We start from the raw sequence: 21,602 nt of genomic DNA, 5'->3' as shown, positions 1-21,602 counted from the left end.
TCTCCTTGCCATCCATTTTCTGTTTGTAGTGCTTTAATTCTAGGATTGGCAAAACCTTGATGTCATATGCTTTTTTATTAACCCTTCATAACACAGGGTTAAGCAAATACCCGTACCCCTTATACGCGGCGCAATACGCGAACACGCACATTTCCCGACAGCTTCCCGTGATAAGGGTAAGTCCCCCCCTGGAGAGGCCGCCAAGCGAAGGCGCTGCGTGGGGGGATGGTTTATTTATGGATGAATCACTCAGGCCCAGCCTGCCCGCATGCCTCGGGAGGCTGTGGAAATCACCACTTCCATGAAGTCGTGCGCCAATTGCGACACCGGTACCACATTGGAATGCAGCATGTGCAAAGGCATGGTGGTGCGCGGATTAATGGGGCGTACCACCACATCCGGCCAGACCCGGCCTGCCACGGCCAGCTCGTCCACAATTGCAATCCCGGCTCCAGCCTGCACCATGGCACAGGCAATATGCGTCAAACGCACTTCTACCGCCAGTTGCGGCACACCAGGACGGTTACCAAATAACTGCTGCACCATCTGGCCATAAGGAGTGTCATTGCCATAACCAATCAGGTCCAGTCCTTCCAGATCGCTGGCATCCAGCTCCTGCTTGTCGGCCAGAGGATGGCTGGCTGGCAACACCGCCACCAGATGGTTTTCGTAAATGGATTGGGCATGCAAGCTGGGATGTGTCAGCGGCACGATAGCCACACCGACCTCGGCCTGCTGGGTGACCAAAGCCTGTACCAGATCACTGGAAATCAGCGTGCGCACATACACCTTCACGTCCGGGAATGCCTGGCGAAAACGCGTCACCGCCATGGGGATCAAGGTCTGGCCCAGACTGGGGCTGACGGCAATGTGCAAGCTGCCGTGGCGCTTTTCGATCAGGTCGGTGGCCACCTCGTTTACCCGCTGCACGCTGTTATGAACCTGCTCCACCTCCTGATAGAGCCGACGCGCCTCGGGCGTGGGGTACAGACGCCCCTTGATGCGCTCGAACAGCACCAGACCAATACGCGATTCGGTATAGGACAGCAGGCGGCTGATGGCCGGTTGCGACACGTTCAGCAATTGCGCCGCCTTGCTGATGGAACCGGTCAGCATGATCGCGCGAAAAACCTCGATTTGACGAAGATTGAGCAGCATCCCTTAACGTAGCCTTATGTTTCGAGCACAAATAAGCATAAGACATTTTGATTTGCCTATGTTTCAATTTTTTCAAGCTGCCATCCCGGCGCGCCTTGATCGCAACGGGCTTACAGAGCGGCTTCATAACTACGACACGGAGACAAAATCATGCAAACCCTGCTTGCTCGCACCCTGGCGGTGCTGGGCTTGGGACTGGCCGCCGCTGCGCCCACCGCCCACGCCGCTGACAACGTTCATCTCATGCTGGACTTCATCCCCACCGGCGACTATGCCCCGTATTACTCCGGCATTGCCAACGGGATTTACGAGAAACACGGCATCAACCTGAAGATTACCCGTGGCACCGGTTCGGGTGACACAGTTCTGAAAGTGGCTGGCGGCGCGGCCGATATTGGCTTGGCCGATATTTCCGCCATTCTGACCTCGCGTCAGAACAGCCAGACTCCCATCAAGGCCATTGCTTCCACCTTCTCGCACTCGGCCCATTCCCTGTTTGTGCGCAAAGACTCGGGTATTACCGATTTCTCTGGCCTGGAAGGCAAGAAAATTGCCGTCTCGCCCGGTAACAGCCACAAGCTTTACTTCCCCATGGTGGCGCGCAAGGCCAACACCGATCCCGACAAGATTCAGTGGGTGACCGTTGACGGCTCCTCCATGGCACCGCTGCTGATCAACGGCAAAGTGGACGCCGCTCCTTTCCTGGCCACCAACTACTACTACCAGAACAAGCAGGCCAAGCGTTTTGGCAAGGAAATCGTGGTGCTGCCCTTTAGCGACCAGGGCTTCAACATCTACGCCCTGTCCGTATTCGCCACCGACAAAACACTGACCGAGCGCCCACAAATGGTGCAGAACTTCCTGGACGCCACCATCGAAGCCTGGGAAGCCGCCCGCAAGGACCCGGACACGGCTTGTCAGGCCCACGTAAAGGTCAATCCGGAAATCGACCTTGATGACTGCATGGGCAACCTGAACGCGGTGCTGGGCTACATCTACACCGATTTCAGTGCCGAGCACGGAGTAGGCAGCCTGGAAGAAGGCCGCATGAAAAACACCTACGAGGCCGTTGCAGAAGCCCAAAGCCTGGATCCCGCCTGGGACTATCACCAAGCCTACGACACCCAGTTCATCGTCAAGGCCAACGGCACGGCCAAGCCCTGAGCTGAACTGATTTTCGCGCGTGCTCCGGCTTGGCCCAGGCGGGCCGGCGCGCGCCTAGGAGCGCATTGTGATACGCATTCAAGACGTCAACCTGATCTACGGTCGTAATACCGAGCGAGAGACTCAGGCACTGAAACAAATCAATCTGGACATCCAGGACAACGAAATCATTGCCATTGTCGGCGCTTCGGGCTGTGGGAAATCCACGCTGCTACGCCTGATCGCCGGCTTGCTGATGCCCACCACCGGCACCGTCAGCATTGATGATGAAATCGTTGCCCACCCCCGCCAGGACACCGGCATCGTGTTCCAGGCCCCGACGCTGGTGCCGTGGGCCAATATTCTGGACAACACCCTCTTGCCATCGAGCATCATGGGTCGTCTGGACGATCAGGCCCGCAGTCGCGCCACGCGTCTGCTCACTACCGCCGGGCTGGGCAATTTTCTGCACCACCACCCCAAGCAATTGTCGGGCGGCATGCAGCAACGCGTAGCCATTTGCCGCGCACTGGTTCACAACCCCAAAGTGGTGCTGATGGATGAGCCGTTCGGCGCCCTGGACGCGCTGACCCGCGAAACCATGACGCTGGAACTGCTGCGGCTTTGGTACGAAGACCCCAAAACCATTGTGTTTGTGACGCACTCGATTTCCGAAGCCGTCATGCTGGGTCACCGCATTGTGGTGATGTCGCCGCGCCCCGGCCAGATTACCGAAATTCTGGATGTAAACCTGCCCCGCGAACGCGACTTTTCTCTGGTGGGCACGCCCGAATTTACGCGCTGTGCCGCTGCCGTCCGTGAACTCATTTTCCAACACGAGGTGGCTTGATGAGCGAGCAAACTCAAACCCTGGGCGCCGCGCCCGTGCGCAAGCGACGACTGCGCCTGCGCGATTTCAATGAAATTACCGTCCCGGCCATCACCCTGATTGCCGTGGTCATCCTGTGGGAGCTGGCCAGCCGCCTGTTTGATATCCCTGAATACCTGGTGCCTGCCCCCTCGCGCATCTGGGCCGATTCCATGCAAATGAAAGAGGCCATGCTGATGCACACGCTGGTGTCCACGCGCACCATCATGCTGGGCTTTTTGCTGTCGATTGTGATCAGCTTTCCGCTGGCCGTGCTGATTACCTACTCGCGCTTTTTCGAGCAGGCCATCTACCCGCTGCTGATCCTGACCCAGTCCATCCCCAAGGTGGCCCTGGCTCCGATTCTGGTCATTATCTTTGGACCCACTGAGCTGCCACGCGTCGTGGTGACTTTTCTGGTGGCCTTCTTCCCGCTGGTGATCTCCATGACCTCCGGCCTGCTGGCGGCCCCGCCCGAGCTGATCGAGCTGGTCCGTGCCTGCCGCGCCACCCGCTTGCAAGAGTTTTTCCGCATTCGCCTGCCCTTTGCCGTGCCCTTTATTTTCTCGGGCCTGAAAGTGGCCATCACCTTGTCCGTGGTGGGTGCTGTAGTCGGTGAATTTGTAGCCGCTGACCAAGGTCTGGGCTACTTGATCACCACCTCTACAGCCTTCTTCAAGACACCGGTTGCCTTTGGCGCCATGGCGATCTTGTCCGTGCTGGGCATTGTGTTCTTCCAGGTGATTTCTGCCGCCGAACGCCTCCTGTTCCCTTGGGCAATCAAGGACAATCGGAGCTGATCATGACATCAAGTTATACCGTCATCCGTGGGGGCCTGGTGCTGGCCCACGCCCAAGCCAAGGCCGAACCTCTGGACATTCTGATCAAGAATGGCGAGATCGAAGCCATGGGTCCGCCCGGCCTGCCCGCGCCGTCTGAAGCCACGGTGGTGCAAGCGGATGACCAATTGCTGCACCCCGGCCTGATCAACGCCCACACCCACGGCCACGGCACCTATGCCAAGGCCATGGGGGATCGCTGGTCGCTGGAACTGCTATTGACAGCCGGCCCCTGGATCAATGGCGACCGCCATCTGGAAGACAAATACCTGAGCACTCAGTTGAACGCGGCAGAAATGCTGCTCAAAGGCTGTACCGCCAGCTACGACCTGTACTCCGAAGTCCCGGTACCCACAGCGGAAGGCATGAATGCGGTTACTCAGGCCTATGTGGATGCCGGTATGCGGGCCACGGTAGCGCCCATGATGGCGGACCTGTCCTTTTACCAGTCCGTCCCCGGCCTGATCGAAGCCCTGCCGGAAGAGCTGCAACGGTTTGTGGCCCAACTGGCCCCCCAGTCGTTCCGGGCTACGCTCTCGGGCCTGACGGACTTTCTGGATCAGCAGCGCAACCCCGACCGCATTCGCGTGGCCTTGGCCCCGACCATTCCCATGCTGTGCTCGGACGAGTTCCTGCAAACCTGCGGTGAAATCAGCGCGGAGCGCAACATCGGCCTGCACAGCCACGTTGGCGAGTCCTATGTGCAAGCCCTGACCGGCATGAAACGCTATGGCACCACCATTGTTCAGCATCTGGACAAGCTGGGCCTGATCTCGCCCCGTTTTACCCTGGCACACGCCATCTGGCTGGACGAGCGCGACCTGGACATTCTGGCCGAACGCGGTGCCATGGTGGCCCACAACCCCGGCAGCAATATGCGTTTAGGTAATGGGATTGCCGATGTGAACTCCATGCTGGAACGCGGCATTACCGTGGGCCTGGGCACGGACGGCTCCAATAGTGGCGATAACCAGAATATGTACGAGGCCATGCGTCTGGCCTCCTTCTCGTCCAAGGTGCGCGGCCCGGATACAGAACGCTGGGTCACAACCGAACAAGCGCTGTACGCCGCCACCGAAGGCAGCGCCCGCTGCCTGGGCATGGGCGAGCAGTTGGGACGTCTGGAACCAGGTCGAAAGGCCGACATCGTGTTTCTGGATCTGGCCCATATCAACTGGATTCCGCATAACAACACAGTCAATCAGCTGGTGCATCTGGAAGACGGGCTGGCGCTGCGCCATGTCATGGTCGACGGCCAGTTTGCCGTGCGCAATCGACAGTTAACACAGGTGAATATGCCTCGCCTGCGCCAACAAGTGGAGCAGGCCCAGGAACGCATCACACGCAATACCTACGACAAGCGCCACATCACGGAAAAACTGGCCAAAGCCGTAGGTTCGTTCTGCCTGTGCCTGGGCCACGACCGCTATCACGTGCAGCGCTGGGCGCACTCCAAGCAAGACTTAACATGACGTTATGTTTTACCGATAAATAGGCATACGACATTCATGACTGGATTTGCTTCAATCATGGAAACGAACACGATTGCGGGCAAGCGAGATGCGCGGGCCCGAGCTATCCAAGGAGGAAGATAATGAGCGACTTTGATCTGGTAGTACGAGGAAATATTGTTGAACGCGACCGCATCATCACTGACGGCTGGGTGGCCGTGCGCGAAGGCCGAGTAGCAGCCCGCGGTGTTGGCGCGGCTCCTTCGGCCCGTGAACATGTGGATGCGCGTGGCATGTGGGTCATGCCCGGCGTGCTGGACGGTCAGGTGCACTCTGGTAGCCAGGCCAATCAGGAAGGTCTGGGTTGGGCCTCGCGTGCGGCGGCCGCCGGTGGCGTGACCACCATGGTGGAAATGCCGTACGACGATCCCGAACCCGTTGCCTCCCGCCCGCAGCTGGAAGACAAGATTGCCCGCATTGAAAGCGATTGCCACGTGGACGTGGCCTGCTACGGCACCCTGAACGACCAGCATGGTCTGGAAGCAGCCGCTGGCCTGATTGAAGGCGGCGTTTGCGGTTTCAAATTCTCTACCTTTGAAGCCAGCCCCAACCGTTTCCCGCGCGTGGAAGAAGACATTCTGATGGAAGCCTTCCGCCTGATCGCCCCCTCCGGTCTGGCTTGCGGTGTCCACAATCAGGACCAGGAACTGACGCGCAAGAACATCAAGCGCATGGTCGAAGCCGGTGATACGGGTTGGGACGCCTTCTTGCGCGCTCACACCCCTCTGATCGAAAACCTGGCCACCAGTGCCATTTATGAAATCGGTGCCCAGACCGGTGCCCGCGCCCACGCCGTGCACGTATCTCTGTCGCGCGGATTTGAAATCTGCAATATGTACCGTCAGGCAGGCCACAAGGCCTCAATTGAAACCTGCGTGCAGTACCTGATGCTGAACCACGAAGAACACACCCGCCGCTTCGGTGCCAAGACCAAGCATTACCCACCCATTCGCCCCAAGGCGGAAATGGATCTGCTCTGGACCCACATTGCCAACGACGAATGTACCTTCGTGTCCTCCGACCACGTCAGCTGGGGCCTGGAGCGCAAGCAGTTTGACAATGTGTTCCAGAACTCCTCTGGTGGTCCTGGTCTGGAAACCCTGCTGCCCGCCTTCTGGACAGGCTGCGCCGAACACGGCATTTCCCCCACTATGGTCGTCAAGCAATTGTGCTGGGGCCCTGCCCAACACTTCCTGCTGGAACACCGCAAGGGTTCGCTGAATGTGGGCGCAGACGCCGATATCGTGATCGTCAAACCCGAAACCTACCGTTTTGACCCGTCCACCAGCCTGTCCGCCGTCACCTGGAGCTCCTTCGAGGACCGCGAGTTCCAAGTGCGTGTGGAAGCCACCTATGTGCGCGGCCAACTGGCCTGGGACGGCAAAACCGTGCGTAACGCTGCGGGCGACGGTCAGTTCATCCGTCCGCACAAGGCAGGCGAATTGTCATGAGCCTGGCCATGCCCTTGTTGAATCAGGAGCGCCTGTGGCGCAGCACCCAGGAGCTGGCCGCGTTCACGCTACCCGACCAGCCCTGGACCCGCCGCGCCTTCTCCGATCTGTTTCTGCAATCGCGTCAGTGGTTGCTGAAGCAGTTCGAGGAAGCGGGCCTGACCGTACGCATGGATGCCGCGGGCAATCTGATTGGTCGGCGCGAAGGGCGCAAGCCCGGACTGGCACCGATTACGACTGGCTCGCACTGCGACACCGTGATGTATGGCGGACGCTACGACGGCATCATCGGCGTGCTGGCCGGGCTGGAAGTGGCCCGCTGCCTGAACGAGCAGAACATCCAGCTGGACCACCCTTTTGAAGTGGTGGATTTTCTTTCTGAGGAGCCTAGCGACTATGGCGTGTCCTGCGTAGGCAGCCGCGCCATGGGCGGGGTCTTGTCCGACGCCATGCTGGCCGAACGCAATCCGCAGGGCGAAACGCTGGCGCAAGGCATTGCCCGCGTCGGTGGCCGCCCCGAGGAACTGGCCCAGGCCCGTCGTGCGCCCGGTGATACCGCCGCCTTTGTCGAGTTGCATATCGAACAAGGCCCGGTACTGGAATCGCGCAATCTGCCTATCGGCGTGGTCAGCAATATCGTGGGTATTTGCCGCCACCGCATCATCATCACAGGTCGCCCGGACCATGCAGGCACCACCCCCATGGACATACGTCGTGATGCCCTGGTCGGTGCCAGCCTGATCATCAGTGAAGTGGACCGCAAGGCCCGCCGGGCTCTGGGGGGACCAGACTATCTGGTCGCCACCATTGGCAACCTGAACCTGACACCCAACGCCTCCAATGCCGTTCCCGGACGCGTAGAAATGATGGTGGAAGTACGCAGCGACCGTCAGGAGCTGATGCAGAACTTCACTGAGGAACTGCTGGCCCAGTTGCGCACGGAAATCGAGGCCATGGGCCTGGGTCTGGACGCGGCGCAAGTCAGCCTGGCCAAGCCCACAGATTGCACGCCCGAGGTGATGAGCATCATCGAGCAGGCTGCCAGCGCTTTGGGATACCCGAGCATGGTCATGCCTAGCGGCGCCGGTCATGATGCGGTTTACATGGCACCCAGCGGCCCCATGGGCATGATCTTCATTCCCTGCCTGAATGGTCGCAGCCATTGCCCTGAAGAATCCATTACGTCCGAGCAGCTTCTGGACGGTACGCGGGTTCTGTATCAGACCGTTGTCATGTTGGACCAGAGCCTGGAGAGCTGACATGGACTGGTCCTGTGATCAGCTTGGCGAACGCGAACGCTACCGCTTGTTGGTCAACACCGTGTTGCCGCGCCCCATTGCCCTGGTCACGACCTGTGACCAGCAGGGGCGCGTGAACACGGCCCCGTTCAGTTTTTTCAATGTGATGGGCTCGGAGCCTGCCGTACTGGCACTGGGCCTGGAAAACGATGCGCACTCTGCCGATGGCCTGAAAGACACCACCCGCAATATCCTGGCCACCGGCCAGTTTGTGGTGAACCTGATCAGCGCCAAGATGGCACGCGCCATGAACATCTGCGGCATTGCTTACCCGACCGGTCAGGCCGAGCACCTGCAGGCGGGCCTGGATCTGGCCCCCAGCGTGCAAGTGCAGCCGCCCCGTATCGCCCAATGCCCAGTGCAGTTTGAATGCCGCTTGCACACCGCGCTGGACCTGGGCCCGCTACGCCATATCGTCATTGGCGAAATCCTGCATTTGCACTGCGACGACGCCATCCTGACACCTGAAGGGCGCATTGATATCGATGCTTACGACCCAATCGGACGCATGCATGGTTCTGACTGGTATGTCGGACTGCAAGGCCGCTTTCAGTCAGAAAAACTAAGCCACCAAAACGGGCTACCGCCCACCCAAACATAAAAACATCATGAACCGTCGCCCTCATATCTACGTTCTGAACCCCAATTCCAGCCAGATCGTAACGGATGGCCTGGACCGTGCTGTCCAGCCTCTGCGTCTGGCCGATGGCCCGGCCATCTCCTGCCTGCGCCTGCCCCAAGGCCCGGCGGGTGTACAAAGCCAGACCGATATTGACACCCTGATCCCTCACTTGCGCGCCCAGGCCCTGAGCGTCAAGGAAGACGCCGCTGCTTATGTGGTGGCCTGCTTTAGCGACCCCGGCCTGTACACCTTGCGCGAAGCAGTGGATGTGCCTGTATTGGGCATTGCCGAAACCGGCGTGCTGACTGCCTTGTCACTGGGCCAGCGTTTTGGGGTGCTGTCCATTTTGCAGGCCTCTATCCCGCGTCACCTGCGCTACTTTGGTGCAATGGGGGTGACTGATCGCCTGGCCGCCGACCTGGCTATCAATATGGGCGTGTCGGAGCTGGCTGACGAGAAAAAAGCCCTGCAACGTCTGACAGAAGTCGGCCAGCGCCTGCGCGATGAGCACGGTTCTGATGTGGTGGTGCTGGGTTGCGCTGGCATGGCCAATCAGCGCGAGGCGCTGGAACAGGCTTTGGGCATTGCCGTCGTGGAGCCCACGCAGGCCACCGTTGCGGTAGCCTTGGGCCGTTGCTTATTAGGCTGGTAAGCCTTGATGAGCACCACACTGCAAACCGACTGCCTGGCGACGGCACAACGTCTGCTCCAGGCCCGCCAAGAACACCGTCCCATCAAAGACTGGCCCGACGCGCTGCGACCTGTGTCTTTTGATCAGGCCTATCGCGTCCAGGCCGTGCAAATGAAAACCCTGGGCCCCATAGGAGGCTGGAAAGTCGGCGCGGCCAATAGCGTGGCCCCGCCCACCTGCGCCCCCCTGCCCCGGCGTTCTCGTTACGCCAGCCCGGATGTACCATCCAGCAAGGAGCTGTCCTTGCGCGGCATAGAAGTGGAAATCGGCCTGGTTCTGGGTCAGGACTTACCGCCCGGCCAGGCACCGTATTCCATGGAACAAATCTGGCAGGCGGTCAGCCAGATCTGTGTAGCCATCGAAATTGTGGAATCCCGCTTTGCGCAGCGTGACTCCGTAGGCCGTCTATCCACCCTGGCCGATCTGGCTAGCCACGGTGCGCTGGTCTATCAGCCGCAAGGCGTCGCCGCGCAGGATATGGCACTGCTACAACCTGAATGGGCACGCCTGCAAGTGGGGCAGCAACCCTTGCTGCAAGGGCCGAACCAGAATCCGGCGGGTGAGCTGACGCGACTGCTCATCTGGCTGGCTAATCAAGGCAGCCACCACCTTGGCGGGCTGCAAAAAGGGCAGGTCATCATTACGGGCACCTGTTTACCCATGCTGTATGCCGCCCCCGGCGACCGAATTCAGGCGGCCATTCAAGGGATCGGCGAGCTGAATTTTATCTGCGCCTAAGATCACATCGCCAGCGTCCGAAACGGCGCTGGTTTTTCCCGACAGAGCTTCTCATCAGGCAGGCGGCAAAAATCACATCCCAATAACCATACCGTTCCAGAGCAGCACCGCGAGCGACGCTGGCCGGGACGCTGCAAAACCATACCTGCTTCGCCCCCATCCAGTCTCTCGTCACTAGGCTGCACAAGCTCTGCACTGCTGCTCTAGGGAATGCCGCGTGCAAAGCCGATTTGCCAATAGTGGCTGACCTTGGGAGACAAAGACTAGTCGGGTTTAAAAAAACTCATCCAACAGGCAGAAGAAAGCGATGCGCTCGGCATCCATTTCCACGCCATACAAAGCAAAGAAAGGCGCTAGCCACTCCTTGCCCAAATTGCGCTCTATGCTGCGCGCCGTCAGCGCCAGATCCTGATAACGATCCGCCACGCCCAAACGTCCGCAGTCGATAAAACCGCTGAACTGCCCTTGATGCACCATGAAGTTGGGCAAGCAGGCATCGCCATGGGTGACCACCAGATCTTCTTGTCCTGGGCGGCTGGCATATAGCTCGTCCAGCAGGCTTTGAACCGGCATGCCCTGACGCTCATCGTCAAAATCTTCTTCATCAATCAGGCCCGCTTCCGCCCTGGCACTTGCATCGGCCAACCGATGCTCCAGGCGATGATCGAAGGGGCAGGCTTCAAGTGGCAAGCGGTGCAGGCCTTGCAAGGACGAAGCCAGTAACTCCACGGTTTGCTGGGGAGACAGGCCTTCAGTGCAGGCCAGATCGCGCCCAGGAACAGCACTCATCAGCAGCCAATGGCGGCCCTGCGCCAACAAGGTATCCAGCACCTCTGGGCAAGGCAGACCTTGCGTATGCATCCAGCGCAAGCGCTCAATTTCGTCGGGCAGCTCGGCCAAAGGCAGATCGTCTTCTGCCTTCACAAACTGGCAGGAGCCATCCGGCCAGTCCAGACGCCAGACATCAGCCCCGGACTCCCCAATGGTTTGACGTTGTACCTTGGCGGCAGCCAGTCGGGTTTGCCAGGCAAGAGGAAAACTCATACTTAAAAACCTTGCTGAAAACAGTCGATAAAAACGGAGGGAGGGATCAAGCCAAACGAATCAAACCGTGATGCCCATCAGACCTGATACTGCAGGTGAATCAGCGGGTATTGCTTGCCCTGATCATCCACGGGAGAGCGTCCAATACGCTTGAAGCCCATTTTTTCGTAAAAGCCCACCGCTTGCTCATTCTGTTCATTCACATCGGTAGTCATGCTGGGATGCAGGCTCAAGCCATGCAGCACCAAAGCCTTGCCTACGCCCGTTCCACGGCTGTCCGGGTCCACAAACAAGGCCTGCATATGGCCCTGCTCAAGCAGCATGAAAGCCAGCGGGTAATCCGTCTCATCCACCGCCAACCATAAACTGGCCTGGGGCAGAAAACCGCAGACCATGACATCAATTTCCTGACGATCCTGCACGGATAAAAAATCGTGCGTGGCATCCACGGCCTTGCGCCAGATTTCAACCGCACGTTGCCCGTCCTCCGGGCGCGAATGACGAATCCTCATGGGGCGCATCCTGTGTGTAAAGTGTTAGCTGGCAAGCAGGACACTGATGTCAGCGGTAGGTACGTCAAGGCTGCAGCCGGGACAAGAACACCGGCCAGGCTCAAGACAACAGTCCCTGCGATGCAAAAATCTTTTGATAAATATTCCGCACTACTGCCTGCTTTCGCTGGTTGTAATCCCGCACACTGCCAGCCCCTTCTTTAGCCTGCATTTTGGCCTGAGCATAGCGCTGCAAATCCTCGGGATGCGTACCCAGCCAGTCCCGAAACAGGATATGGCGAATATGTTCAGGGCAATCCGGGCCGAACACATGCAGATTCACACGCGGCTCTTCCTGACGCAGCATGCGGTGCTGATACCAGGAGCGCTCACGTATGCTCAACTCATAACCCAAGGCGTTCAACGCAGGAACATAGTCCTCTTCCTGCTCCGGGTCGGCCACCAGCACATCAATATCAATCACAGGCTTGGCAGGCAGGCCGAGCACCGCGGTCGAGCCCACATGCGCAATAGTCAGGGCCTTATTGCCCAGGGCCGCCTGAATTTCCTGACTCAAGCGCTGATACAGCACCGGCCAGTTCGCGTCGTAGTCCTGAACCTCGATCAGCTCTGCTTTAGGCTCGCCTGCCACCCAGGGGTTCTCATTGGGGTCGCCATCCTCGAAGGTGGTGATTCTATCCAGTGCCCGTACAGGCACATTTTTGTTCTGATTATTCAAACAACTTCTCCTTGATACGACAGACCTTGCACCCTCAGCCTTGTGAGCCGGACAGAATCGGCCGGGTTTCCAGAAAAAATAAATGTCGCAAATGCTGTTCGGCCTGGGCAGGGCTCAGATCCGTAAAATCGGTCAACAGCATATTGGCCAAGCCGTCATACATCGCAGATAAGCGCAGTGCCGTGCCCTGGGCATCGGGTACCTGCCAAAAACCTTGCTCCGTGCCCCGACTCAGGTAAGAGGCCAGTTGTTCCAGCATTCTTTTATGCACGCGGGTGGTCACCACGGCCAGGGCTGCATCGGTTTTGGCCAGATCAGTGGCATCAATCCACAAAAACCAATAGATGCGATTGCGCTCTTCAAAGGCCGTCTTCAGGTAATCCTCCATCAGAACCCGAGGGTCTGCAGATTGCGCAGCCTCCCATTCCATGAGCTGATCGAAGATCTCGCCCCAAGCCTCGGCCCGCAATTCGGACCAGCGAAAGTAATGGTTCAACAGTCCACGGCCCACACCAGCCCGTTCGGTCACCATGCGAGTGGTGGCGGCACGAACACCAACTTCCATCAGGACCTCAACCGCGGCCTGTCGAATTCGTGTGGCACTGTCTTCTTTTTCACTCATCACCTTCCCTCCCTATTGACACATTGAGCAAGCGCTCAATATTATGGCATTGAACAAGCGCTCAATCAATAAACATCTATGTCTACGGCTTCTCGAAACTCCTCCATCGACCTGATTCGCACCGCTGCCCTGATCGGTATTTGTGTGGTGAACCTGCCCTATCTGGCACTGAGCGACAGTGGCCCGACAGCCACATCCTCCTCCTATGACCACATGGCTGCCTTCCTGATCGAATTTCTGTTTCAGGGCAAATTCTTCCTGCTGTTCTCGCTGATTTTTGGCTGGGGTATAGAAATCCAGGCACGCTCTGCCGAACGTGCTGGCGTCCCCCTCAGCAGCCGCTACTTCCGCCGCATGTTCGGCCTGGCCGTGCTGGGTTGCTTGCACGCGACGCTGGTTTTTACCGGCGATATCCTGCTGCTTTACTCGGTGCTGGGTGTGCTGATCTGGCCGCTACGCAAGCTCTCCCCGCGCGGCTTGATCAAGGTGGCGTTGTTGATGGTGCTGGTAGAAATTGTCAGCCTGGCACTGATCGCTTATCTGCTGGCCGGTAGCGAAGACATGGCCCCGGTGTACTCCTTGGGCGGTGCCTTCTCCGAGGCAACGCTGGCACGCATCAGCGAATGGCCGGAGTCCTTTGTTTTCCTGTTTCTGTACCAGGGTCCACTGGCCTTTGGAGCCATGCTGATGGGCTTGGCCGCGGCCAAGAGCAACTTCTTTGAAGCCCATAGCGCCGGACAACAAAAGCTGGGGCGCGCCCTGCCCTGGCTCCTGCCACTGGCTTTGGCGATCAACTTCTTTAGCGCCTCCGTGACCAACGAAGAGAACCTGATGGGGCTGACGGGTCTGTTCAGCATCGCCATCGGCGCGCCCTTGCTAGCCACGGTGTATCTGTACCTGCTGCTGCGTTGCGGACAATGGCTCAGCTTGCCCAATGTACTGATTGAGGCGGGCCGCAATTCACTGAGCGCCTATGTCAGCCAAGGCATTCTGGCTGGTCTGATTTTCAGCAGCTATGGCCTGGATCTGTTTGACTCCTTTGGCAATGCAGCACTGCTATTGATCTCCATTGGCCTGGCTTTGCTGGCCATGAGCCTGACAGGCCTGATCGCCCAGCGCTGGGGACGTGGCCCACTGGAGGCGGTTCTACGACGCATCACCTACGGGTCCAAACACGCCTGAACCGAGCGCCTTTTAGCTGAACATGAAACCTTGAATTCATATGAGTGAACAAACCGTTTCCAAAGACGCCACCGTCTCTTTTCGTCGCATCAACTCGCAAACCGTCTACGAGGTATGTGAGCTAAGCGAGACCCTGTCTCCCGCACAGCGCAGCATGATTGCCGACAATGGCACCTCCATTGCAGAGGCGCACTTTTCCGAGAATGCCTGGTTCCGTGCCATCTACGCCGATGACACCCTGGTGGGCTTTATCATGCTGCATATCGGTGCCGACCACGACGAAGGCATTCTGTATCCTGGTGCCTTTTTATGGCGTTTCATGATTGCAGCCCCCTTCCAAAACCTGGGTTTCGGGTGCAAAGCAATTGCACTGCTGATCCATGATCTGAAGTACCAGGGCTACAAGGAAATTAGGCTAGGCTATAGCCGAGGTGAAGGCAGCCCGGAAGCGTTCTACTCGAAACTGGGTTTTGAGCTGACAGGCGGCACCTATGGGGAGCACGAGCTGGAAGCCGTGCTGAAATTTGCTTGATAGCCAAATGGGCAAGGTGCTGAACGACGGCCTTCGCAAACCGTGTGCAGCCCTTGTGCAAACCGCATCCTAATCACCAGATAGGCTTAGCGCTGCCCGAACAAATCCGAAATGGCCGTGCGCAACCAGCGCACGCCTTCGTCCTGTCGACTGCGCTCATGCCAATGTACGCGCACATCAAAGCTGGGCAGAGCCAGCGGCGTAGGCACAATGCACAAGGCGGCAGGGTCCTGGAAAGACAGGACGGCCACATTGGGCACGGTCAGCAAATAATTACTGTTAACCAGAATCTGCTCCGCAGCCAGATAGTGGGGAATCGTCAGGCTGATATTGCGCCGCATATCCAGGGAGCGCAGGGCGTTTTCCACCAGAGAATGCCCGCTGCTGGTGGCATCAATGGCCAGATGATCAGCCGCCACAAAGGCTTCCAGATCCAGCTCATTTCTGGCCAGGGGATGGCCTTTGCGCATGGCTGTCACATAACGCTCGTGGCGGAACACGCGCGAATGCACTCGCCCTTTAATCATGGGCAAAGAGCCAATCGCCAGATCAATCTCGCCCGAACTCAAACCGCTTTCCAGCGATTCCCAGCCCAGATTCTTGATGACCAGGCGAATACCTGGCGCGTGTTTGGCGACAAAATTGTTCAGCCCCGGCAAAAAAACCAGTTGGCCGATATCCGTCATATGGACCTTGAAAACACGCGTAGACTGAGCAGGATTGAAGCCTTGGGTTTGCGTCAAGGCAATGCCCACTTCTTCCAGCAACGGTTGCAGTTTTTCGCGCAGTGCAATGGCGATCTGCGTGGGTGCCACACCATAGCGCGCCCGTACAAACAAAGGATCACCCAGCGCCTGTCGCCAACGTTGCACCATCAGGGAAATAGCCGACTGGCTGATCCCGATACGCAGCGCGGCCTGACTCAGGTTCTGACATTCACAGATCAGGCAGAAAGCATGCAGCTCGGCCAGCGTCCAGTTATATGTTTTGTAAATATCAGATAGCACGCTGACACCACCTCAAGTCGTTTTTTGCTCTCTATTATGTGTGTTGGAAATAGTACAACGACAAGATAAATTGCCACTACGTCCCAACAAAACCAGGAGGAAAGCCCCATGAGTAAAAATGAAATCACGTGGTCCAACGGTCAATGGAATAGCACCAGCGCACCTTTGATTGGCGCGACCGACCATGCGTTCTGGATGGCCACCACGGTCTTTGACGGTGCCCGTTCTATTCAAGGCCATACTCCGGATCTGGACCTGCACTGCGAGCGCTTGAACCGTTCTGCCCTCACCCTGGGCATGGAGCCGGTGATGACGCCGCAGCAAACCGTGGACCTGGTGCGCGAGGGCCTGAAAAAGCTGCCTCACACTACGGACTACTACATCAAGCTACTGTATTTCGCACCCGGCGGCTTCTTGTTGCCCGACCCGGCCACCACCCAACTGGCCATTCATATTTTTGAATCCCCACTGCCTGCTGACAGCGGCTTTAGCGCGACCTTCAGCGAATTCCTGCGCCCTGATCCGTCCATGGCTCCTACCGATGCCAAAGCCTCCTGCCTGTATCCCACAACACCCAGCGTATTTTGCGTGATGCCAGCGCACGCGGTTTTGACAACGCCATCGTGCTGGACTCCAAGGGCAAAGTGGCCGAGTTTGCTGTTGCCAACCTGTGGATTGTGCGTGACGGCGTCGCCCTGACCCCGGCGCTGAACGGCACCTTCCTGAACGGCATTACCCGCCAGCGTGTCATGCAGCTGCTGCGCGACGACGGAATTGAAGTACGTGAAGCCAGCCTGACACCACAAGACGTACTGGATGCCGATGAAGTATTTAGCACCGGCAATAACGGCAAGGTCCTGCACTGCAATCGCATTGACGATCGCCACTACGCCCACGGCCCGATTGAAACCCGTGCTCACGAGCTGTACATGGCCTATACCAAGCGCAACTAAGTCTCAGAAAGTAGCCAACAGCATGGTTGGAAATGGGCCATGTGCCCAATAGAAAAACGGCTCATTATTGAGCCGTTTTTGTTTTTACATCTCGGCAGAAATCGAACTATCGCCCTGCCCCAAATCCGGTGTTTGAGCCCCCTCTGCCTGCGCTTGCGCCTGCTTCATCTGATTGAGCAAGCTATGCAGCATCTCTGTAGACAGACCGTGCAGCACCAAGCGGTAGCCTGCTCGCAAGGTCGACATGGGCACCAAGGGGTGACCATTGTTCACCAGAATCAAATGCTCGGGTGCCTGCAAAATCTTGGCCGCGTAAATCCCGATAGTCTCGTCCAGCTGCAGGGAATTGGCCGCACGCCAGAAGTCGTTATCAGTCAGCAGCAACTGGTACAGGGGTGTGAACAGTTCGATGGCACTTTGCAGATCCATCTTGTTCAGCGGGCCTTGCGGCATATCGTCCAGCGCCAAAGGCACGGGCTGGATCATGGAGAAATCCACGCGTTCCGGCGGGCCGATTTCCTGATTATTGTCCCGCAAGGTCTGATTGAGCCGGATCACGAAATTGAACAGATTCAAATCGTGCTTCACAAAGGTGTGATCGCGCAATTCGTCGATGTTCATGGGGGTGAGCGGCGTAGTCGGCACCTGGGTGGGCGAATTGGCCGCGATAAAGGCCAGCACCTGTGATCCCAAATGGAAGTGACGCAGAATCAACCAGTTGGCCTGTGGCGAGACAAAGCGCTTCAAGCCCCAGACCAGAATGCGATGCAACAGCCCCGAATGCGACCATTTACGCGGCAAAAAGGTTTTAACGACCTGAATCACGATAATCATCAGGCGCGCCAATGGCCGCAGGAATGGCAGCAGATACTGGCGTGACGACGAACTGGAGTCGGCCAGCCAAGCCTGCTTCACTTCATCCGGCAGGGGCGTGCTGCGATCCAGATACAAGGCCCGCCAAGGATTGGGGTCCTGCGGGTCGTGCGGCTTGCTTAAAAAATCCGGGATTTGATCCATGACTTAAAACTCTTTCGCGTATTGGAACTGCATCAGGTACAGGGCGGCGGTACGACGCGCGGTTTCAATAATAATCTGCTCGGCGCGGCCTGTTTCATCACAATCCAGAGCCAGTTCAACGGCCACCAGCCAGCGGGCCAGGTGATGCTCGTCGTTCATGCCATGGTAGTGCAGGAAACGGTACATATTCGGTTCGAGCGACAGCGAGGATTTCAGTAGCGGTAACAAGGCAGGAACAATGCGCTGGCCGGTGCCCTCAATAATGTAAATCGCACCCAGCAAACCAATCGGGTCCTGGCTGGCCGCCAGGGCATGCAAGTAAGCGTTCAGCGCCTGACCGCCGGGATTACGGCTCAGCTGCTCGATCTCGGTCGCGGTGCCACCGGCATGCTGATAGTCCTCGAACAGAATCTTGAAGTCGTCCTGTTCTTCGCCGGCGTGCAAGCGAATCAGCTCGGCTAACGGAGCATAGGTGGGCGACAGGGAATCGCACGCTTCGCGCATCCACTTGGCGCCTTCACGTACCTGGGGAATCCAGTCTGCCATCCACTTTTGATAATCCTGCATGCGGATCGAACCGTCGTGCAGGCTGCGCAGCAAGGGCGTACGCCACACTTGGGAGCGATAGTCGTGCCAGATGGGCGCCAATTGCGTCAGCAGATCGCGCAAACCTTGCGGGGCTGTGGCCGGGTCATGCGGAGGGGCAATATCCACCTGATCCACCGAGGCCGGAGCCGACTGTTTGGCAGACGGGTAAGACACAGCCGGGGCTGGTGCATCGCAGGCTTCTACTTCCAGCAGCATGTAGGCCGTCATGAAGCGGCCTGACTCGGGCACGTAGCACAGGATTTGCTCGCCGGGCGTCAAGGTCCGGTCGCGCATGAACTCGGCCAGCATGATCAGAATGGACGCTGCGCCCGTATTGCCGCGCCAGCGCAGATTGCTGTACCAGCGCTCGGCAGGAATGCCCAGGCCAGCCTGTTCCAGCAAATCTGCCACCACGGGGATGAATTTTTCGGAGGAGTAATGGCACAGAAAGTGGCTGATGCGCTCGGGGTCTACCCAGCCATCACGCACCAGTTTTACGTATTCGTGAATACCGATGTCGAACAAGTGCGGCAGCAGGCGAATGTCCTGGCGCAGGGATAAGGCACCGTCTTGCTCGGCCTCGGCCCAGGAGTCGTAATCCAGATGGCTGCGAGTGGAATCACGCGTTGCTCCCAGCTGCATGCAAACCGGGTAATCACCCGAGAAGGACTTTTGATGAATCCAGCGCAGGCGCAGGCGGACGCCGGGCTGCGTTGTGGGCAGAACCTGATCTTGATGACTTAACAAGGCCGCGCCCGCACCATCGGACAACATCCAGCGCAGGAAGTGTGAGTCAAAGTCTGCCTGATAGCCTTGCGAGGCAAAGCGCGATCGGCGGAACAAGCGCGATGGCATTTCACTGGCCACGGCCATGCCGTGACGGTGCGCCCCCAGCTCGATCCCCTGGGCAACGGCCTGCAAGGCGGTCACGCCAGCGGCGCAAATTCCGTGGACCGAATGCACCTCCAGTGGAGGAGCGGCCAACTCACCTTGAATGGCATTGGCAAAGCCGGGCATCAACAAATCCCCGCCCGAGGAGCCGCTGGCCAGCAAGCTCACGTCCGCCATGCTCAAACCCGCCTGCTCCAGGCACGCACGCACGGCATTGGCGGCCATGGCCGTATTGCTCCAGCGCGTGCTGCCATCCTCACCAATGGCGTAGTAGCGCTGCTGAATACCGTTCTCGGCCAGAATGCGCTGCTTGATGCGCCCCGAAATACGATTCAAGGGGGCAATAAAGTTATCCATTGCGGTGTTATCGACCGGCTCTCCGGGCATAAACCACTGGGCCTGATGGATAACAACGTGCTCAAAGGCCACGGGCATAGAAATACTCCTGATTACACGGAATCACGCCGACGCTCCGTCTGGCCCACGGCGTTCAAGGATTGACTGCGGTAGCGGGGCATGAACAGGCCCAGCACAAAAACACGCAGCATATAAGGCACCAGCCCCCCTTCGTTCAAGGCGTCCGGGGTGCGGGCTCGGTATTCGGTGTCGTGCAGCCGGGTCAGCTCGGACCAGTGCGCACGAGAATGCTCATGGTGGGCCACATGCAGGCCGATATTAAAGAGCAAGGAATTGACCAGGCCCTCGAAATTGCGGGCATAGGCTAGCTGCTCGCCATGACGGCCCTCATGACTGCCATCAGCATGGGCATGTTGCAGATAATTCGTGGTCAGCAGCCAGTGCAAACCGTGCAGCTGCGGCAGGATCACGTACAAAAAGCCTTTTACCGGGTCCAGCGCCAGGGCCAGCGCCCAGCTTCCCAGCCACACGCCGTACTGCGCCATGCAATAGGCCCAGACGCCCGGCCAATGACGGCGCAGGCTACCCAGCCAGCCAAAAATCGTGGGGTACAGCGCAGGCACGGCCTCAAAAGGGTGCATCAGCCAGCCCAGCGTGTCGTTGGTGTCGCCCCGCCAGAAGCGGTAGGTGCGGGCCACATCTTTTTCACCATGTTTGTAGCGATGGTGATTGCGCCCATGTGCAGGCCAGAACACGCAAGCGGGATGGCCCTGTACCAAGGTCAGCCAGAAATCCGTCAAGCGATTGGGGATACGCCCCCGCCACATGCGCAGATGATGATGGTTGTGGTTGATGACGCCAACGCCCAGCGTCAGGAACAGCAGCAAGCCGTACAGAATCCAGGAGAAGCCGCCCCGCCAAAGCGCGACCACCAGCACAGGATAGGCAATCAGGTACAGCAGGCTTTGCCAATCGCGCGGCTGACGCAAACGCCACGCAGCGCTCATCCCCGCGCCTCCTCGGGGCGATCGGGCAAGCGGGTGCCAAACAGGCGATCCATAAAGCTGAATTGAAAACCGTAATTGCCGTTGTACTGCGCGTGATGGCGTTGGTGACGACGGCTGGCCGCCAGCCAATGGCGGCTGGAGACATGGGGGAAAAAGTCGTAATTGGAGTGGCCGATACTGTTGAAAAACAGGCTGAACAAGGGCACGGACAAAAGCGACCAGAAACTGAAGTCATGCACGACCATGGGCAGCAAAATCACATTGCCCAGCATGATCGACTCCAGCGGGTGGAAACTGTAGGTGGAGAACGGCGTCACCACAACGGAAGAATGGTGCGGGCCGTGATAACGGCGCAACCAGCGGGTATGCAAGAGACGGTGATTGATCCAGAAATGCACGTCGTTCCAGATCACCAGAGCCAGAATTTCCAGAACAATACGGGTCGCGCTGGCATTAGGCGTCAAATGCGCCCAGCCTAGCTGCAAAAAACCCCAGGGAAAAATCATGCCGGTGCCAAAAATCAGAATAGCCGTACCGGATTGCTTCAGTTCCCGGCGCAGTTGGCCAGGACGCAAAGGGCGCGTGTCCAGGGGGCGTCCCCAACCCAAGGCAGGTAAAAGCCAATGTGTCAGCGCCAAGGTGCCTAGTGCAAACAGCACGTAAATGCCGCCGAAGAACAATAAGCCCACGCCCATTACCTGCCAGACGCTCAAGGCCTGAAAAGCCTGCCCCATTCCACTCTCTACGTAACAAAGTGCGCTAATGCTAGCGCGGTCAGGAAGATTACGTTTGTTAATTTGGTTACTAATTGCTCACATTCGTCCAGCCCGCCCAAGCAATACAGTTTTGCAAT

21 protein-coding genes and 1 pseudogene are annotated in these 21,602 nt (G+C 58.2%); 12 read left to right on the top strand and 10 right to left on the bottom strand.

What is annotated here, in order from left to right; all coding sequences use genetic code 11:
* Nucleotides 1-249 precede the first annotated feature (249 nt).
* On the bottom strand, nucleotides 250-1,158 hold the full coding sequence (locus WFM49_RS09865; protein ID WP_009462734.1) for a LysR substrate-binding domain-containing protein: 909 nt from the start codon (nucleotides 1,156-1,158) through the stop codon (nucleotides 250-252).
* 150 nt (nucleotides 1,159-1,308) lie between these two features.
* Here WFM49_RS09865 and WFM49_RS09860 point away from each other — a divergent pair, with 150 nt between their 5' ends.
* From WFM49_RS09860 to WFM49_RS09820, 9 genes are all read left to right on the top strand, one after another.
* Nucleotides 1,309-2,322, top strand: a complete 1,014-nt coding sequence (locus WFM49_RS09860; protein WP_336972990.1) for an ABC transporter substrate-binding protein — start codon at nucleotides 1,309-1,311, stop codon at nucleotides 2,320-2,322.
* 67 nt (nucleotides 2,323-2,389) lie between these two features.
* Nucleotides 2,390-3,151, top strand: coding sequence for an ABC transporter ATP-binding protein (locus tag WFM49_RS09855; RefSeq protein ID WP_009462739.1), 762 nt, complete (start codon nucleotides 2,390-2,392; stop codon nucleotides 3,149-3,151).
* Complete coding sequence (locus WFM49_RS09850; RefSeq protein ID WP_336972988.1) at nucleotides 3,151-3,969, top strand: ABC transporter permease; 819 nt, start codon at nucleotides 3,151-3,153, stop codon at nucleotides 3,967-3,969. Before WFM49_RS09855 ends, WFM49_RS09850 begins: the two co-directional genes overlap by 1 nt.
* 2 nt (nucleotides 3,970-3,971) lie before the next feature.
* Nucleotides 3,972-5,480, top strand: coding sequence for an amidohydrolase family protein (locus WFM49_RS09845; protein WP_336972987.1), 1,509 nt, complete (start codon nucleotides 3,972-3,974; stop codon nucleotides 5,478-5,480).
* 122 nt (nucleotides 5,481-5,602) lie between these two features.
* On the top strand, nucleotides 5,603-6,970 hold the full coding sequence (locus WFM49_RS09840; protein WP_009462747.1) for a dihydroorotase: 1,368 nt from the start codon (nucleotides 5,603-5,605) through the stop codon (nucleotides 6,968-6,970).
* Nucleotides 6,967-8,229 carry a Zn-dependent hydrolase gene (locus WFM49_RS09835; RefSeq protein WP_336972986.1) on the top strand — a complete coding sequence of 421 codons (1,263 nt, stop codon included), beginning with the start codon at nucleotides 6,967-6,969 and terminating at the stop codon, nucleotides 8,227-8,229. Before WFM49_RS09840 ends, WFM49_RS09835 begins: the two co-directional genes overlap by 4 nt.
* Nucleotide 8,230: 1 nt before the next feature.
* Nucleotides 8,231-8,869 carry a flavin reductase family protein gene (locus WFM49_RS09830; RefSeq protein ID WP_060186140.1) on the top strand — a complete coding sequence of 213 codons (639 nt, stop codon included), beginning with the start codon at nucleotides 8,231-8,233 and terminating at the stop codon, nucleotides 8,867-8,869.
* A gap of 7 nt (nucleotides 8,870-8,876) precedes the next feature.
* Nucleotides 8,877-9,542, top strand: a complete 666-nt coding sequence (locus WFM49_RS09825; RefSeq protein WP_115635294.1) for an aspartate/glutamate racemase family protein — start codon at nucleotides 8,877-8,879, stop codon at nucleotides 9,540-9,542.
* A 6-nt stretch (nucleotides 9,543-9,548) separates the two neighbouring features.
* The gene (locus tag WFM49_RS09820; protein ID WP_336972983.1) at nucleotides 9,549-10,319 is read left to right on the top strand and encodes a 2-keto-4-pentenoate hydratase; all 771 of its coding nucleotides are present in this window, start codon (nucleotides 9,549-9,551) and stop codon (nucleotides 10,317-10,319) included.
* Nucleotides 10,320-10,592: 273 nt separating this feature from the next.
* On the opposite strand, the gene WFM49_RS09815 is transcribed toward WFM49_RS09820, so the two are convergent.
* The 4 genes from WFM49_RS09815 to WFM49_RS09800 all read right to left on the bottom strand — a co-directional run bounded on the left by WFM49_RS09815 (nucleotide 10,593) and on the right by WFM49_RS09800 (nucleotide 13,215).
* Nucleotides 10,593-11,363 carry an APH(3')-II family aminoglycoside O-phosphotransferase gene (locus WFM49_RS09815; RefSeq protein WP_336972982.1) on the bottom strand — a complete coding sequence of 257 codons (771 nt, stop codon included), beginning with the start codon at nucleotides 11,361-11,363 and terminating at the stop codon, nucleotides 10,593-10,595.
* A gap of 77 nt (nucleotides 11,364-11,440) precedes the next feature.
* On the bottom strand, nucleotides 11,441-11,875 hold the full coding sequence (locus WFM49_RS09810) for an acetyltransferase (RefSeq protein ID WP_336972981.1): 435 nt from the start codon (nucleotides 11,873-11,875) through the stop codon (nucleotides 11,441-11,443).
* A 100-nt stretch (nucleotides 11,876-11,975) separates the two neighbouring features.
* Entirely contained in the window at nucleotides 11,976-12,593 is a 618-nt protein-coding gene (locus WFM49_RS09805; protein ID WP_324577276.1) for a GrpB family protein, read from the bottom strand.
* Between the two features lie 34 nt (nucleotides 12,594-12,627).
* Complete coding sequence (locus WFM49_RS09800) at nucleotides 12,628-13,215, bottom strand: TetR/AcrR family transcriptional regulator (RefSeq protein WP_009462761.1); 588 nt, start codon at nucleotides 13,213-13,215, stop codon at nucleotides 12,628-12,630.
* A gap of 78 nt (nucleotides 13,216-13,293) precedes the next feature.
* Here WFM49_RS09800 and WFM49_RS09795 point away from each other — a divergent pair, with 78 nt between their 5' ends.
* Both WFM49_RS09795 and WFM49_RS09790 read left to right on the top strand, forming a co-directional pair.
* On the top strand, nucleotides 13,294-14,397 hold the full coding sequence (locus tag WFM49_RS09795) for a DUF418 domain-containing protein (protein WP_009462763.1): 1,104 nt from the start codon (nucleotides 13,294-13,296) through the stop codon (nucleotides 14,395-14,397).
* Between the two features lie 40 nt (nucleotides 14,398-14,437).
* Entirely contained in the window at nucleotides 14,438-14,929 is a 492-nt protein-coding gene (locus WFM49_RS09790; RefSeq protein WP_009462765.1) for a GNAT family N-acetyltransferase, read from the top strand.
* An 86-nt stretch (nucleotides 14,930-15,015) separates the two neighbouring features.
* On the opposite strand, the gene WFM49_RS09785 is transcribed toward WFM49_RS09790, so the two are convergent.
* Nucleotides 15,016-15,936, bottom strand: coding sequence for a LysR family transcriptional regulator (locus WFM49_RS09785; RefSeq protein WP_060186133.1), 921 nt, complete (start codon nucleotides 15,934-15,936; stop codon nucleotides 15,016-15,018).
* Nucleotides 15,937-16,044: 108 nt separating this feature from the next.
* Between WFM49_RS09785 and WFM49_RS09780 the strand changes: the two are divergent.
* Nucleotides 16,045-16,889 (top strand): annotated as a pseudogene (locus tag WFM49_RS09780) (branched-chain amino acid aminotransferase).
* Nucleotides 16,890-16,973: 84 nt separating this feature from the next.
* Here WFM49_RS09780 and WFM49_RS09775 read toward each other — a convergent pair.
* The 4 genes from WFM49_RS09775 to WFM49_RS09760 are packed head-to-tail and all read right to left on the bottom strand — an operon-like array spanning nucleotide 16,974 to nucleotide 21,483.
* A complete protein-coding gene (locus tag WFM49_RS09775) occupies nucleotides 16,974-17,906 on the bottom strand; it encodes a DUF6999 family protein (protein WP_254500031.1) in 933 nt (310 codons plus the stop codon).
* A 3-nt stretch (nucleotides 17,907-17,909) separates the two neighbouring features.
* Nucleotides 17,910-19,820 (bottom strand): beta-ketoacyl-ACP synthase III, encoded by a 1,911-nt coding sequence (locus tag WFM49_RS09770; protein WP_250756614.1) that lies wholly within the window; start codon nucleotides 19,818-19,820, stop codon nucleotides 17,910-17,912.
* Nucleotides 19,821-19,834: 14 nt separating this feature from the next.
* Entirely contained in the window at nucleotides 19,835-20,749 is a 915-nt protein-coding gene (locus WFM49_RS09765) for a fatty acid desaturase (RefSeq protein ID WP_336972975.1), read from the bottom strand.
* On the bottom strand, nucleotides 20,746-21,483 hold the full coding sequence (locus WFM49_RS09760; RefSeq protein WP_083054332.1) for a sterol desaturase family protein: 738 nt from the start codon (nucleotides 21,481-21,483) through the stop codon (nucleotides 20,746-20,748). Before WFM49_RS09760 ends, WFM49_RS09765 begins: the two co-directional genes overlap by 4 nt.
* Between the last annotated feature and the right edge of the window lie 119 nt (nucleotides 21,484-21,602).

The sequence above is a fragment of the Alcaligenes sp. PF14 genome (assembly GCF_037150615.1).
Taxonomy (GTDB): Bacteria; Pseudomonadota; Gammaproteobacteria; order Burkholderiales; family Burkholderiaceae_B; genus Alcaligenes; species Alcaligenes phenolicus.
The sequence above is the reverse complement of the archived record's forward strand: the minus strand, read 5'-3'. Positions and strand labels throughout refer to the sequence as shown.